Below are 14,526 nucleotides of genomic sequence, written 5' to 3'. Positions count from 1 at the left end.
ACCGTCAGCCGCGCCGGCCGAGGGCCTTGGCGCGGGTATGGGACCAGCCGGTCAGCAGCAGGCCCACCGCGACGAGCAGCCCGTGGGCGGCCAGCGTGCCGCCGAAGCCGGTGCCGAGCCAGCCGAGCAGTCCGGTGTTCCGGTGGTCGACGAGCAGGCGGATCGCGCCCTGCGTGAACACCACCGTCACGGGCCCCGCGGCCGGCGCTGTACTGCTCCCGCAGCTGCCAGGCCAAGGCGTACCGGCGGCGCAAACAGCCGCCCGCTCCCCCGGCCGCGCCGCCGGCCGGTTCCGCCGCACACGCCCGGCGCCGCCGGCAGACGGCCGAGGCGCTCTGGCGGACCGCCGCCGGGCTCGACCCGTGGCGCGAGGCCGATCTGCTGGTCTCGGGGGCGATCGGGCTCGGCGGCGACGTACTGCACCGCCGCCGCTCGCTGGCGGACGTCCGGCGCACCCTCGACTACCACCTGGACCGGATCTTCGCCGGGGACCGGGCACCTGCGGCGCAGGTCCCCGGCGGAGGTCCGGGAGAGGGCGGTCAGCGTGCCGCGGCGGGCTCGGGATAGAACTCGCGCGGCCGTCCGCGGCCGTCCTTGAGCCGGCCGAGCAGGCTCGCCGGGTACTCGACGAGCCAGTAGCTCGCCGCGGCCACCGGCAGCGCCGCGAGGAACACGATCAGCAGGGCGGGCCAGAAGCCCGCCTGCCCGCCGGGCAGCAGCCCCGCGTGGTGCAGTTGGAGCATCACCGGTTCGTGCCAGATGAACAGGCTGTAGCTGACCAGTCCGACGGCGGTCAGCCAGCGGGCGGTCAACAGGCGGTGCCAGAACGGGGGTTGGCGTACATGGAGGGTGCTGAAGATCAGCACCACCCACAGCACCGAGGCGATCGGGTGGTAGAAGGTGAAGGTGAGGTTCTCCGGACCGGAGTCCAGGGAGAGCGCGAACAGTCCGGCCAGCGCGAGCCCGGCCGGCAGCAGCGCGGCGCGCGGGCCGAGCCGCCCCCGGTCACCGAGCGCGGCCGTCGCGACGGCCAGCCCCATCCCGGCCGCGAACCCGCCGAAGCGGGCCTGCGGCCCGAAGTACACCACCCAGTCGGTGTGCGGCACCCCGAACCCGTAGTGGGCGACGGCGATCCAGGCGAGCGGTGCGGCGTAGAGCACCGCGCAGCCGGCCGCGCACAGCGCCACCCGGCTGCCGCGCCGCCGCAGCGGCCGGCAGGCCCGTACGGCCAGCGGCCCCAGCGCCACCAGCACGGCGTAGAACAGCACCTCCAGCGACAGCGACCAGGTGGGGCCCAGGGTGTAGAAGATCCGCTGCTGGTCGAAGACGTGGGTGAAGGTGAGGTGTTCCACCAGGTCCCGCCAGTTGCCCGGGAGGGACGGGTTGCGGCTCGCCCAGACGACCAGGACCGCCAGGACGTACAGCGGCAGGGTCCGGATGGCGCGCCGGAAGAGGAACAGCCGGGCCGGGCGGAGCGAGCGCCCGTCGATCGCGGCCCGCGCGTACGACAGCGTCAGCAGGTAGGCGGACAGCACGAAGAACAGGTCGATGACTTCGAGCGAAAGGGCCGCGCCCACCAGCGGGTTGTCGACCGGCGGGTGACTGCCCCCGGCGTCGTGGCGGACGTACTGCTGCCAGACGTGGAAGGCGACGGTGCTCAACGCGGCCAGTCCGCGGAAGCCGTCGATGGCGCCGGCCCGGTTGCGGGGCGGCGCGGCGGCCGTGCTGCTCATCGGGGGGCCACCGCCTTGGCGGCGGCGCGCGGGGTGACCCGCCACTGCCGGTCCCCCAGCGCCTCCTTGAGGTGCGCCTGCCGGGCCACCATGTTCTTGAAGTGGCTGTAGAAGACGGTCGACACGAGGAGGTACGACCAGAACCAGCCGCGGCGCGACCGGAGTTCGGGCACCGCCAGCCGCCACGCGAAGAGCGCCTGCACGGGGCCGGCCGCCAGGGTGAAGAGCACGGCCAGCACGCACACCGGCACGGCCCAGTCGAGGTGCGTGAAGCCGCCGGCCTTCCACGCCGAGTACAGCAGGATGGGCAGGATCTGCAGGGTCAGCCAGGGCTGCACCTCGCGCCAGCCCAGCAGCACGAACAGGCCCAGCTTCTGGCGGGCCGTGAACACCGGTGACCGCAGGCCCCGCCACAGGTGTTTGAGGGAGACCTGGAGCCAGCCCTGGGCCCAGCGGGAGCGCTGGTTCCACAGCGCCTTGAGGGTGGTGGGCGCCAACTCGCGGGAGATCAGGGTGCGGTCGACCGCGAACCGGGCGCCCTCGCCCAGGGCGCGCAGTGTCGAGTCGATGTCCTCGGTGAGCATCGAGCCGTGCATCCGGGTGCGGGCGAGCAGGTCGGTGCGCCAGAAGCCGTTCGAGCCGCCGAAGACGCCGAAGCCGTAGAGCCGGGTGCGGCCCGGGTGGCTGACCGCGTAGATCGCCTCGAACTCGACCGCCACCAGTTCGGCGACCCGGGAGCTCTCGCCGTTGCGGATCACGCAGTGGCCCTGGACCACGTCGTGGCCGTTGGACAGCCAGTGCCAGGCGTCCTTGAAGGCGGTGGGCGCGGGGTGGTGGTCGGCGTCGAAGATGCCGACGAACTCACCGCGGACCCGGGTGACCGCGGCGTTGATGTTCTGCGCCTTGGAGGTCGAGCCGGCGACCGGCAGCAGCACCAGCCGCGGGTCGCGGGCGGCGATCTCGCGCAGGGTGTCCTCGACGGGCAGCGGGTGCGGCGTGTTGTACGCCAGCACGATCTCCAGCTCGTCGGGGTAGTCGAGGCGGAGGAACGACTCGACGGTGTCGACGATGGTGGCGGCCTCGTTGGGCAGGTACGCCGCGATGACCGCGCTGGCCGGCGGGTAGGGTGCGCCGGGTTCCTCCGGCCGGCCCGCCGCGTCGAGCGAGAAGAGGCACTCCAGGACGATCAGTAACGCGGAGAGCACGAGTCCGGCCACCACCACCCAGTACATGCCCGAGCCCAGGTCCCAACCGAGCGTGTACGCCTGCCGGTAGAGCACGAACGGCACCGCGACGCCGAGCAGCAGCGCCAGGACCGGGGAGAGCGCCGAGAGGGCGGGCCGGAGCAGGGTGCCGAGCGGCGGCCGGCGGCGCCGGTGGGGTGTGCCGCGCATCCAGGGCGCGTACCGCACCGGCCGCAGGTCCCGGTGGCGGAGCGCTTCCTGTACGGCATCGAGGGCGTGGGCGGTGGCCTGGGTGCCGGCCGCGCAGCCGGTGAGCGGCAGCCAGCCGATGGCCGGGGTGAGGCGGACGTTCTCGTCGGCGACGATGAAGCGGGTGCCGGCCACGGTGGCGGCGAACTTCGTCAGGCCCCGGTGGGCGGTCTCCTCGTCGACGCCGGGCAGCAGCATCAGCAGATGGCCGTCGTCGTCCCAGCCGAGCCGGTCGCAGAAGCTGCCGAGCCGTTCGGCCACCCCGGCCAGCCGCTCGGCGACCTCCCGGCGGACCCGCGGTCCGAGCCGGGCCTCCAGGGCGGCCATCTCGGCGACCCCGACGACGGCGAGCACCCCGCCGTGCCGGGCGGCCTCCGGCCGCTGGAGCTCGCGGTCGAGCTCGTCGAGGAAGTGCGGCTGGGAGTAGAGGCCGGTGCGCGGGTCGCGCAGCAGGTTCTCGACGGGCACCGGGACGCGGCGGAGCTTGGCCTCGATCCGGGCGGAGAGTTCGACCGGGTCGGAGGCCTCCGGTATGCAGTCGTCGGCGCCCTGGCGGAGCATGTCGACGACGTCGGCGGGCTCCGGGGTGGCGGTGACCATGAGCAGCGGCAGCGCCCGCCCGGCCGGGGCGGTGCGGACCTCGCGGATCACCTCCAGGCCGGTGTCGAGGTCGCCGACCACACCGGGGCCGGCGTACCCGTCGGGGGCGTCGAGGGCGACCACGGCGTCCGGGTGGGCCTGGCCCATCCGGCGGTCGACGTCGCCGGGCGGGGCGTGGGTGACGGCGTGGCCGGTGGCGCGCAGGGTCCGGGTGAGGCGCTCCAGGCGCGGTCCTGGGGCGCCGACGACGAGTACGTGCGTCGTCGGGTCGAGTGCGTCGTCGAGCAGGGCCGTGGGTGAGCCCTGGTGGTTGTCGTGGTGCGAAGTGAGCACCTGGGATGTCCTTTCGTGCAAGGAGACATGCGAAAGCGGGCCCGGGCGCCGTACGTGCGGCGGTCCCGGACCGTCAGCCGGTTCAGTCGGCCGTCAGATGCATGACATGCGCAGCGCCGCGGTCGTTCTGGTCGTCCGTCTCTCCGCGGGACGGACGACGACGCGCGGACGCACGGCTGCTGACGCAGCCTCCAAGCCTCGGAACGCAGCACGGCGTTCCTGCAGTGATCGCATATGAAGGGTCCCATCCTGATCGGATTGTGGGGGAGGACCGGATGTCAGGTGTGCAGCCGGCCGGCCCGCCATGCGGTCCGGTCGGCAACGCCAGCCTCGGGGTTCACTGTGACACCCCACCCTCATCCGCGTAACGCTCTTATTACGCCGCACCGTCCAAGCCGATTCATTGTGCGCTACCACCCGGTAAGCACCGGCCTATCGGCTATACCCGGTAAGCGAGTTGATGGGGGAAAGGGGACAGATCGTGCGCATCTGATGCATCGACGCCCCGCACGGTTCCGGCACCTTCGGGTCGAAGGGGAAATGGAGCTTCGTACCTATAAACGATCTGTTAATCTGCCCGCTCCTGGATGTTCCTCCATCCCTTCTCCCCCCAAAGCACCCTCCAGCGCCGGTGCAGCGAGGTGTCCCGTTCGTGTACAGCACTCCGTTTTCCCCCGCCGAGGCCAGATCCGCGCGGGCCCGGGTGGGCCTGACGACGGTTCAGGTCGCCCAGGCCATGACGGCCTGCGGTGCACCGGTCCGGCCCGAGCTCATCGAGGCCTGGGAGTACGGCTCCCAGGTGCCCACCGAGGCACAGCTGTTCGCCCTGGCGGACGTCCTGTGGTGCCCGCCGACCGTGCTGATGGGCGTCGAGCCGCGGACCCTGGCCGAACACCGGATGGCCCGACAGGTCGGGGTGGAGCGGCTGGCCCAGCTGATCGGCATGGACCCGGCGGTCTACCGGGCGGCGGAGGCCGCGAACCGGTGGAACGGCGACTACCGGCAGACCAAGGCGCTGGTGGAGGCGCTGGGACTGTCGCTGCGGAAGCTGATCGGTGTGATGGGACGGGACGAGGAACTGGCCGGGCACCTGCGGTCGGCCATCGAGGGCCGCTGGAAGGCGCACGTCGGACCGGTCATCGAGATCACCACGCTGAACAAGACCCGGGTGAGCGACGCACTGCGCACCATGCACGCGGAGTTCGCGGAGTTCTCCGAGCGCTACATGGGACATCTGGTGGCGCGCAACGACGACTCCCGCCTCAAGGAGGTCGCGGCCGAGCGGTCGGCGTATCTGCGCCGGCTGGCCGACCACTTCTGGGAGCTGATCGGCGAGGCCGGCGAGGCGCCGCCGTTCAACACCGTGTCCACCTACTAGACGGCTCCGGGGGCGCGGCGGGCGGGCAGGGGTGCGGGCCCTTCCCGCCCGCCGCGCCCCCGGCGGCCGTGCTCAGCGGGTCGGCGTGCCCCAGTGCGGATCCTGGGGGTCCTGCGGGTACTGCGGGCCGCGCGGGAAGTGCCGGCCCGGGCCGGGCGGGAGATGCGTGGTCGGTCCGGGCGGGAAATGCGGGGCCGGGCCCTGCGGGTCGTACGGGGCGCCCGCCGGGCCGGGGACGCCCAGCGGGTCGGCGGCGGCCACCGGCTCCGGGTCGGCCGGCGACGGGTACCCGGCGTCCGCCGGCTCCGCCTCGTCCTCGATCTCGTCCCAGTCGATCTCCACCGAGTTGCGGCGGGTGAAGACGTTGAAGAGCAGGTTGAGCAGGATCGCGGTCAGACCGCCCAGGGTGATCCCGCTGTTGAGGACGGCCCGGAGGCCCTCCGGCATCCGCTCGAAGAACGGGGCGACGGCGGTCGGCAGCATCGCGGCACCGAGGCTGACCGCGAGGATCAGCGCATTGCGCTCCTCGCGCAGGTCCACCTTGCCGAGGATCTGGATGCCGACGGTGGCGACCATGCCGAACATGGAGATCGCCGCACCGCCGAGCACCGGATGCGGGATGGCGGCGACCAGACTGCCGACCTTCGGCAGCAGACCCAGGGCGATCATGAAGACACCGGCCGCGACCACCACGAACCGGCTCATGACCTTGGACATCCGCACCAGACCGATGTTCTCGGCGAATGCCACGTAGGGGAAGGAATTGAAAAGGCCGCCGAGGAGGGTCGCGACACCGTCGGCGCGCAGCGCGCGGGCGACCGTGTCGTTGTCCACCCGCTTCCGGGTGATCTCCCCGATGGCATAGACGTCACCGGTGGTTTCCACCATCGTGATCAGCATGACGACGACCATCGCGATGATGGGGAACGGCTCGAACTTCGGCATTCCGTAGTGGAACGGCGTGCTGACCCCGAACCAGTCGGCGTTCTGCACCGCGCTGAAATCCACATCGCCGAAGGCCCAGGCGACCGCGGTGCCGCCGACGAGGCCGAGCAGCACGGCGAGACTGCTCAGGTACGGCTTGCCGATCCGGACCACGGCGAGGATGAACAGCAGGGTGCCCAGCGCGTATCCGAGGTTCTTCAGGTCGCCGTATTCCGGCTTCCCGATCAACTGCGCACCGCCGGCCGCGTCCTGCAGGGCCTGCGGTATCAGCGTCATGCCGATGATGGTGAGGATGGTGCCGATGACGACCGGCGGGAAGTACTTCACCAGCTTGCTGAAGAACGGCGCGAAGAGGAAGGTCGCGATGCCCGCGGTGATCACCGCGCCGTAGACGACGAGCAGCCCCGCGGTGCCGCCGCCCGCCCCCTGGCCGATGGCGATCATCGGGGAGACGGCGGTGAAGGTGACGCCCTGCACCAGCGGCATCCTGGCGCCGATCTTCCAGACGCCGAGCGCCTGGATGATCGAGGCGATGCCACAGGTCAGCAGGTCCGCGTTGATCAAATAGACGAGCTGTTCGTGGGAGAGTTCCAGGGCGTTCCCGAGCAGGATCGGGACGATGACCGCGGCCGCGTAGAAGGCGAGGACGTGCTGGAAGCCGTAGAGGGAAAGTTTGCCGACGGGGAGCACCTCGTCGACCGGATGCGTTGCCTGGTTCGGGAACTGCGCGTGATGCTGTCGGGAGACTCGTACCATCTCTGCCTTGCCTTCACGAGGTAGGTGAATAAGAAGGACCGGCGCCGTCGCGCCCCGGTGGGCGGACGGGCCGGCTGGGTCTTACAAAGCCGACGTTGACCGGTGTTGCCGACACCACGTAGACCTGCGCGCACATTGGTCCTGGTTCGGCAGGACTTCCTTCGATCGGCGCAGCAAAGTCCGGCATTTCCTTGGAATTTGCGGGTGGCGGCCCATCGGATCGCTCACCTTAGTTGACCTTCGGCCTTCCTCGCGAGTAACCGACGGCGTTCGCTCGCATAAAGCCCCCATAAAGGCCGCCTTCGCGGATATAAAGCGGGATCACCGGGCGAATTACCGTTTTGGGCGGCCGTCTTGCCGGGTTTTTTGTGGGTGAGGGCGGCGATATGGGAGGAGGGGCGCGGAGGTGCGTGGACGGGCGGGGCCCGGGCCGCCGCCGTAAGATTCTGGTATGGCTGAGCGGCCGGAGACGCCCACCGCGCCCGAGCTCGTCGTCGAGTCCGACGGCGGCACCCAGGTCATGAATCCCGGCCGGGTCTACCACGTGGGACGGGACCCGCAGAGCGAGGTCGTGCTCAGCGACGCCCGGGTCTCCTGGCACCACGCGGTGCTGCGGGCCGATGAAGGCCACTGGACGGTACGGGACGAGGGCAGTACGAACGGCACCTTCACGGACGGGCGGCGGGTCCAGGAGTCCGGGGTCGGGCCGGGCAGCGTGATCCGGTTCGGCAACCCCGCCGACGGTCCGTGCGCGGTGCTGTCCCCGGTGCCCCGCCCGGAGCCGGTCGAGCGGCCGTCCGCCGTGTCGCACCCCGCCGGCACCCGCACCTTCCGCAGCCCCAGTTCCGTACGGCCGCTGCCGGCCGCCCGGACCACGCGGATCGGGCGCGCACCCGACAACGACCTGATCGTCGACGATCTGACGGTCTCCCGCCGGCACGCCGAGCTGCGGGCCGGCCCCGAAGGCTTCGAGATCGTCGACCTGGGCAGCCACAACGGCACCTACCTCAACGGCCAGCCGGTCGACCGGGCCCCGCTGATCCCCGGTGACATCGTCGGCATCGGCCACTCCGCGTTCGCGCTGGTCGGCGACGAACTGCAGGAGTTCATCGACACCGGCGAGGTCTCGCTGGACGTCCAGGACCTGACCGTCCGGGTCGACGGCGGCCGGCGGCCGGAGAAGACGCTGCTGGACCGGGTGTCGTTCCCGGTCGGTGAGAAGACGCTGCTCGCCGTGGTCGGTCCCAGCGGCGCGGGCAAGTCGACGCTGCTCAACGCGCTGACCGGGCTGCGGCCCGCGGACGACGGCACGGTGCTCTACGACGGCCGCGACCTCTACCGGGACTACGCCGAGCTGCGCCAGCGCATCGGACTCGTACCGCAGGACGACATCCTGCACCTGCAGCTGACCGTGCGCCGGGCGCTCGGTTACGCCGCGCAGCTGCGCTTCCCCGAGGACACCGCGAAGGCCGAACGGCAGGCCCGGGTGGACGAGGTGATCCACGAACTGGGCCTGGACGCCCGGGCGGACCAGCCGATCCACAGCCTCTCGGGCGGACAGCGCAAGCGGGTCAGCGTGGCGCTGGAGCTGCTCACCAAGCCGTCGCTGCTCTTCCTCGACGAGCCGACCTCCGGGCTCGACCCCGGGATGGACCGGTCGGTGATGCACATGCTGCGCGGCCTGGCGGACGACGGCCGGACAGTCATCGTCGTCACCCACAGCGTGCTCAGCCTGGACGTCTGCGACCGGCTGCTGGTCCTGGCGCCGGGCGGCACCATCGCGTACTACGGACCGCCGGAGGAGGCGCTGCCGTACTTCGGGTTCAGCCAGTGGCCGGAGGCGTTCGAGGCCTTCGAGAACGAACAGGACCGGGACTGGGCGAGCACCTACCGGGCCTCGCCGCAGCACCGCCGCTACATCGCGATGGACACCCACCAGCCGCCGCGCGCCCCGGAGGCGCCGGCCGGGTCGGTGGCCGCGCACAAACCGCAGAGCTGGGGCGCCCAGCTGCGCACGCTGGTGCGCCGGTACGCGGCGGCGCTGACCGCGGACCGGACCTTCCTGATCATCATGGTCGCGCTGCCGTTCGTGATGGGCGCGATGGCGCACGCCCTGGCCGGCTCCGAGCTCACGCCGGACACCGCGCTCAACGCCCTGCTGATCCTGTGCGTCGGGGCGGTGCTGACCGGCGCCGCCAACGCGGTGCGCGAACTGGTCAAGGAACGGACGATCTACCAACGGGAGAGAGCCGTCGGCCTGTCCCGCTCGGCGTATCTGATGTCCAAGGTGCTGGTGCTCGGGCTGATCACGGTCGTCCAGGCGGTGGTGCTGACGCTGGTCGCACTGACCGGGGTGAAGCTGAACGTGCCCGGCGGAAAAGGGGTGTTGCTACCGGCCCTGGTCGAAATCATCCTCGCGGTCGCGCTGTTGGCGTTCACCGCCATGATGCTCGGCCTGCTGGTGTCCGCGCTGGTGCGCAAGGAGGAGGTCACCATGCCGCTGCTGGTCCTCCTCGCGATCGTGCAGGTCGTGTTCTGCGGTGCGCTGCTCAAGCTGAACGGCGTACCGGGGCTGGAGCAGCTGGCGTGGCTGGTGCCCTCACGGTGGGCGCTGGGCGCCATGGCGGGCACCATCGACCTGCACCGGCTGCTGCCGGACTCCAGCACCGCGGACCCGCTGTTCCGGCACACCGCCGGGATCTGGCTGCTCGACATGGGCATGATGGTCGTGCTCTCGCTGGTCGCGGGCTTCGTGGTCACCCTGCTGCTGCGGCGGCACGAACCTGAGATCATGCGCAAGTAGCAGCGAGGAGCCGCCTGTGACCGCCCCCGTGTTCCTCCCCAGCCATGTCGTCCCGCCGGAGGGTATGGCGACGTGGTCGGCCCCCGACGCGACGATGCCGAGCGCACCGCTCGACCCGCTGCTGCCCGTCCAGGTCCTGGAGCGGCGCGGCGACTGGGCGCTGGCGCTGTGTTCCAACGGCTGGTCGGCCTGGGTGGACGGGCGGCTGCTGCTGTCGATCCCGCGCGATCCGCCGTCCGCCACGCAGCCCGCCGCCCGGACCGCGGACCCGCGGCCACTCCTGGGCGCGGCCGAGGGCGCACTGGTCCGCTACCGGCGGCTGGTCGAGGAGTTGGCGTCCGGCCAGCTGGACGGGGAATCGTTCGCCGAGCGGACCCGGGGCCACCGGATCGGGGTGGTCGTGGACGGTGACGCGATCTGGCTGTACGACGCCCGGCACGAGCGGTGGTGCTACTGCGACGGTGTGTCGTTGCAGACGTACGCGGTGGGTTCCCGGCCCTCGTCGCGGGGCAGCGGGGACGACACCCCGGCCACCTCCCAGTCGACCACTCCCCCGCCGGGTGAGCACCTGTGAACGGCGCACCGGGCGAGCGGGACCGGTCGCGCACCACCGCGCCCGACTCGTCGGGGCTGCGCGGGCGCCGGATCGCCGAGTACCTGCTGCAGGACGAGATCGGCCGGGGCGGAATGGCGGTGGTCTACCGGGCGGAGGACCTGCGGCTGGGCCGGACCGTGGCGGTGAAGCTGCTGGCGCCCGAGCTCGCCCGCAACGACACCTTCCGGCAGCGGTTCGTGCACGAGTCGCGGGTGGCCGCGGCGATCGACCACCCGCACATCGTGCCGGTCTTCGAGGCCGGTGAGACCGAGGGCATGCTCTACATCGCCATGCGGTACGTCCAGGGCAGGGACCTGGCGGCGCTGCTGGCCCGGGACGGGCCGCTGTCGCTGGAGACCGCGTGCCGGATCGGCCTGCAGGTGGCCTCCGCGCTGGACGCCGCGCATGCGCACGACCTGGTGCACCGGGACGTCAAGCCGGGCAACATCCTGATCGCCGAGGGGACCGACAGCGACCGTCCCGAGCACGCCTATCTGACCGACTTCGGGTTGACGAAGAAGTCGCTGTCGCTGACCGGCTTCACCAGCGTCGGGCAGTTCGTCGGCACGCTGGACTACGTGGCGCCCGAGCAGATCTCGGGCCGTCCGGTGGACGGCCGGTGCGACGTCTACAGCCTGGCCTGTGTGGTCTTCGAGATGCTGACCGGGGCGCCGCCGTTCCGGCGGGAGGACGACATGGCGCTGCTGTGGGCCCACCAGTACGACCCGCCGCCGGTCCTCACCACGATGCGGCCGGACCTGCCGCCGGCCGTCGACCCGGTCTTCGCCCGCTCGCTGGCCAAGACGCCGGACGACCGGTACGAGACCTGCCGGGGCTTCGTGGCGGCGCTGCGGGCGGCCGGGCGGACCGAGCGCCCCGCCCCGGAACCGCAGACTCCGCAGAGTCATCCGCTGACCCAGGTGGACACCGGCGCCGCCGCGTCCGGCGGGCAGCCGGCACCGGTCGGCCGGCGCAGCGCGGCACCGCCGCCCCCGCCGCGCTGGGCGGCCCCGGTGTTCCGGGGCCGGACGCCCTAGCGGCCCGAAGGGCGGCGTCCCTGGCCGTCGTCCGCTACCTCGCCGCGGTGCCGTACGCCGCGGGCCAGGAGGCTGCCGAGGAAGCCGGTGACCAGGCCCCAGGCGAGGCCCACGCCCACCAGCCGGAGGAGCTGGGGCTGCAGGGTGACCTCGCCGCCCAGGTTGCCGCCGAGGTCGCCGATGCCGATCAGGGAGAGCCCGTAGTGGGCGTAGATCCGGGTGAGCATGCCGACGGTGAACAGGGTCAGTGCGAGGGCCACCGCCAGCTCCACGGCGTGCCGCCAGGCCGGCAGCCGGGCCGGGGAGCGGACCGCGGCCAGGAACGCGGCGGTCAGCAGGACCACCGCCGCCACCACCGGCAGCCACCAGACGCGGCCGTCCTGTTCGGCGAGCGAGCCGAGGTCGACGGTGCCCTGCTCGTGGGTGCGCAGCACCCGGTCCAGGACCTCCGGCAGGGGCAGCCCGATCGCTTTGTCGACATGCCCGGTCCAGCCGCCGCCGGTCCCGATGCCGAGTGCCATCCAGGCGAGGTTGGGCAGTCCGAGGAAGAGCACCGCGAGGGTGGCCCCGGGGTGGTCGCCGGTGATCAGCTCGATGACGACGACGACCAGCGCGATCGCCACGTAGACCAGCAGGGTCAGCACCATGGCGAAGGCGGGCGGCCGGAGCGAGTCCTGGTAGTGCAGCAGCGGGGAGGAGAGCGGGGCGCGGCGGGAGACCAGGAAGGTCAGCACGAGCACCGCCAGCACCCACAGCAGCCCGAAGCCCAGGGTCGCGCCGAGGTCGGGGCGGAAGCCGACGGTGGGGGTGGTGCCCAGTTCGGCGCCGATTTCGTCGGCGAGCTCGTTGCCCACCGAGATCCGGAAGCCGTGCCGGGCGGCGAGCGCGATCAGCAGCAACAGGACCAGCCAGCACACTGCCGTACGGGCGACCCGGGCGAGCAGTTCCGCGGTGCCGGCCACCGCCCGGTGGCGCAGCGGCAGCAGGAAGACGGCGGCGGTCACCAGCGCACCGGCCAGGGTGACGGAGAGCGGTACGACGTCGAGCGCGGCGGCCGCCTCGGCGAGGGCCCCGGCGTCCCCGGTCAGTTCGATCGAGCCGCCGGCGGCCACCACGACGGTGGCCGCGACCACCGAGGGGAACGCCCCGCCCGGCAGGTTCGTGGCGCCGGCCGCCCACAGTCCGAGCGCGGCGACCACGAGCATGGTCACGAGGCCGGCCGCGGCCGCACCGAGGGCCTGCGCCCAGGCCCGGAGGGCGGGCGGTACGCCGCCGGGGCGGACCGGTCCGGGACCGGCCGGGGCGGGGCCTCGGATCTGGCTCACGCGCTGCCTCCTCACCTTCCCCGGCGTTCCGTCATCGCGACAACTGCCGCAATTACCTCATCAGTCGAACCCGCCCGCCACCGTAGGCAGGCCCCCGCCGGCCCCCGGTCGCCCGTGAGCCCTCCCGCCCCGCTTGCGGACGACGCCGACCTGATGCAGACAATTGCCTATAAGGGGAACAAACAGCACCACATCGGGAACAAAAAGCACCACCTCTGCGTGGCCGGATGGCCCTGTGCCGGAAGAGGGACCCGTGACATCTTCACCGCCGCCCGACAGCCACCCCACGGGGCCGCCCACGGGCCCGCTCTCGGGCCGGCCGTCCGGTCCCTCGCCCGAACCGACGCAGGTGGGCTCCGGGGGCTGGCGCCCCCAGCCACAACCCAGCGGACCGGAAGGGCCCAGGCCCCCGGGCGGTCGCGGCCGGGGCGGCGGGGGCGGCGGCTGGGGCGGCGGAACCGGGGGCGGCGGTCCCTGGTGGCGCTCCGCGCCCCGGGTCGCCATCGTGGCTGCCGCCGTCGTCGCGGCAGTGATCCTCACCATCGTCCTCACCCGGCCGGGCGGCGGCTCCGCCCCGGCCGAGGTGTACGCCCAGCCGGCCGCCACGACCGGCCCGAACCCGGTCACCAAATCCACGGCGATCGAGTCCAGCGCGGCCCCGTCGGTCCGCCCCGCGAGAACCTCCCAGGGCACCAACAGTCAGATCCCCGGCTCGATGCCGGGCCTGTACGGCGGGACCGAGCACACCGCGAGCTGCGACGTCGAGAAACAGATCAAGTACCTGCAGGACCAGCCGGCGAAACGGCAGGCGTTCGCCGAGGTGCTGGACAAGGCACCCGGTGACATCCCGTCGTACCTGCGGTCGATGACGCCGGTACAGCTGGGTTACGACACCCGGGTCACCAACCACGGCTACAAGGACGGCAAGGCGTACCCCTTCCAGGCGGTCCTGCAGGCCGGTACCGCCGTCCTGGTCGACAGCTACGGGGTCCCGCGGGTGCGCTGCAAGTGCGGCAACCCGCTGACCGAGCCGGAGCCGCTGGCGCACGACGCCAAGACGACCGGGCAGACCTGGCCCGGCTACCGGCCCACCAACGCGGTCGTCGTCAAGCCCGCCAATGCCCCGGTCAAGGAATTCACCCTGCACGACCCGAAGACCGGCCAGTGGTTCAAGCGGCCCAAGGGCGACACCGCCGCGGCCGGGGACCACCCGTCGGCGCCGCCGAAGGAGACGCCCAGCGGCCCGCCGTCCTCGATGCGCCCGTACGGACCGCCGTCACCGGGCGAGACGGCGCCGGGCTCCCCGACGACGGAACCCGGCACGCCGCCCCCAGGTGGTTCGTCACCGCCGGAGAGCAGCACCGGCGGCTCCAGCTCCGAGGGCGGGACGACGCCCGAGACACCGAGCGCCCCCAGTGAGGGCACGATCGGCGGCGAATCGTCCACGGGCGGCGAGACGCCCGGCGGGTCCTCACCGGGCGGCTCCACCCCGGGCGGTTCCTCCACCGGTGGCGGATCGTCGGGCAGCGAGTCCCAGCCCGGCGGGAGCGGACAGACCCCGGCCCCGGCCTCCTGACGCGGCCACCGC

At 72.4% G+C, this 14,526-nt stretch carries 10 protein-coding genes; 5 read left to right on the top strand and 5 right to left on the bottom strand.

Features of this window, described 5'->3' with window-relative positions; genetic code table 11:
* Nucleotides 1-4: 4 nt before the first annotated feature.
* The 3 genes from AB0G35_RS19805 to AB0G35_RS19795 form a co-directional block, all read right to left on the bottom strand.
* Entirely contained in the window at nt 5-184 is a 180-nt protein-coding gene (locus tag AB0G35_RS19805; RefSeq protein ID WP_360950660.1) for a hypothetical protein, read from the bottom strand.
* A 355-nt stretch (nt 185-539) separates the two neighbouring features.
* Nucleotides 540-1,733: an acyltransferase gene (locus AB0G35_RS19800; protein WP_360950657.1), complete on the bottom strand. Its 1,194-nt coding sequence runs from the start codon at nt 1,731-1,733 to the stop codon at nt 540-542.
* A complete protein-coding gene (locus tag AB0G35_RS19795) occupies nt 1,730-4,099 on the bottom strand; it encodes a glycosyltransferase (protein ID WP_360950654.1) in 2,370 nt (789 codons plus the stop codon). The genes AB0G35_RS19800 and AB0G35_RS19795 overlap by 4 nt, the downstream gene beginning before the upstream one ends.
* A 652-nt stretch (nt 4,100-4,751) precedes the next feature.
* Here AB0G35_RS19795 and AB0G35_RS19790 point away from each other — a divergent pair.
* Nucleotides 4,752-5,477 carry a transcriptional regulator gene (locus tag AB0G35_RS19790; protein WP_360950651.1) on the top strand — a complete coding sequence of 242 codons (726 nt, stop codon included), beginning with the start codon at nt 4,752-4,754 and terminating at the stop codon, nt 5,475-5,477.
* Nucleotides 5,478-5,549: 72 nt separating this feature from the next.
* Here the strand turns inward: AB0G35_RS19790 and AB0G35_RS19785 are convergent, their stop codons facing one another.
* Complete coding sequence (locus tag AB0G35_RS19785) at nt 5,550-7,178, bottom strand: solute carrier family 23 protein (RefSeq protein WP_360950648.1); 1,629 nt, start codon at nt 7,176-7,178, stop codon at nt 5,550-5,552.
* A gap of 451 nt (nt 7,179-7,629) precedes the next feature.
* Here AB0G35_RS19785 and AB0G35_RS19780 point away from each other — a divergent pair, with 451 nt between their 5' ends.
* From AB0G35_RS19780 to AB0G35_RS19770, 3 genes are read left to right on the top strand one after another with little or no spacing between them, the layout of a single operon-like run.
* Nucleotides 7,630-9,981, top strand: a complete 2,352-nt coding sequence (locus tag AB0G35_RS19780) for an FHA domain-containing protein (protein WP_360950645.1) — start codon at nt 7,630-7,632, stop codon at nt 9,979-9,981.
* A gap of 16 nt (nt 9,982-9,997) precedes the next feature.
* Nucleotides 9,998-10,555, top strand: a complete 558-nt coding sequence (locus tag AB0G35_RS19775) for a hypothetical protein (protein ID WP_360950642.1) — start codon at nt 9,998-10,000, stop codon at nt 10,553-10,555.
* Nucleotides 10,552-11,613, top strand: a complete 1,062-nt coding sequence (locus tag AB0G35_RS19770; RefSeq protein WP_360950639.1) for a serine/threonine-protein kinase — start codon at nt 10,552-10,554, stop codon at nt 11,611-11,613. Before AB0G35_RS19775 ends, AB0G35_RS19770 begins: the two co-directional genes overlap by 4 nt.
* Here AB0G35_RS19770 and AB0G35_RS19765 read toward each other — a convergent pair.
* A complete protein-coding gene (locus AB0G35_RS19765; protein WP_360950636.1) occupies nt 11,610-12,938 on the bottom strand; it encodes a streptophobe family protein in 1,329 nt (442 codons plus the stop codon). The two genes, AB0G35_RS19770 and AB0G35_RS19765, sit on opposite strands and share 4 nt — an antisense overlap.
* A 505-nt stretch (nt 12,939-13,443) precedes the next feature.
* Here AB0G35_RS19765 and AB0G35_RS19760 point away from each other — a divergent pair.
* A complete protein-coding gene (locus tag AB0G35_RS19760) occupies nt 13,444-14,514 on the top strand; it encodes a DUF6777 domain-containing protein (protein ID WP_360950633.1) in 1,071 nt (356 codons plus the stop codon).
* The last annotated feature ends 12 nt before the right edge of the window (nt 14,515-14,526 follow it).

It is taken from the genome of Streptomyces sp. NPDC021749 (assembly GCF_040640655.1).
Taxonomy (GTDB): Bacteria; Actinomycetota; Actinomycetes; order Streptomycetales; family Streptomycetaceae; genus Streptomyces.
The sequence above is the reverse complement of the archived record's forward strand: the minus strand, read 5'-3'. Positions and strand labels throughout refer to the sequence as shown.

Excerpts from the sequence above, each read along its gene's own strand:
- AB0G35_RS19800 (WP_360950657.1), bottom strand. The coding sequence starts at position 1,733 with ATGAGCAGCACGGCCGCCGCGCCGCCCCGCAACCGGGCCGGCGCCATC.
- AB0G35_RS19785 (WP_360950648.1), bottom strand. The coding sequence starts at position 7,178 with ATGGTACGAGTCTCCCGACAGCATCACGCGCAGTTCCCGAACCAGGCA.
- AB0G35_RS19780 (WP_360950645.1), top strand. The coding sequence starts at position 7,630 with ATGGCTGAGCGGCCGGAGACGCCCACCGCGCCCGAGCTCGTCGTCGAG.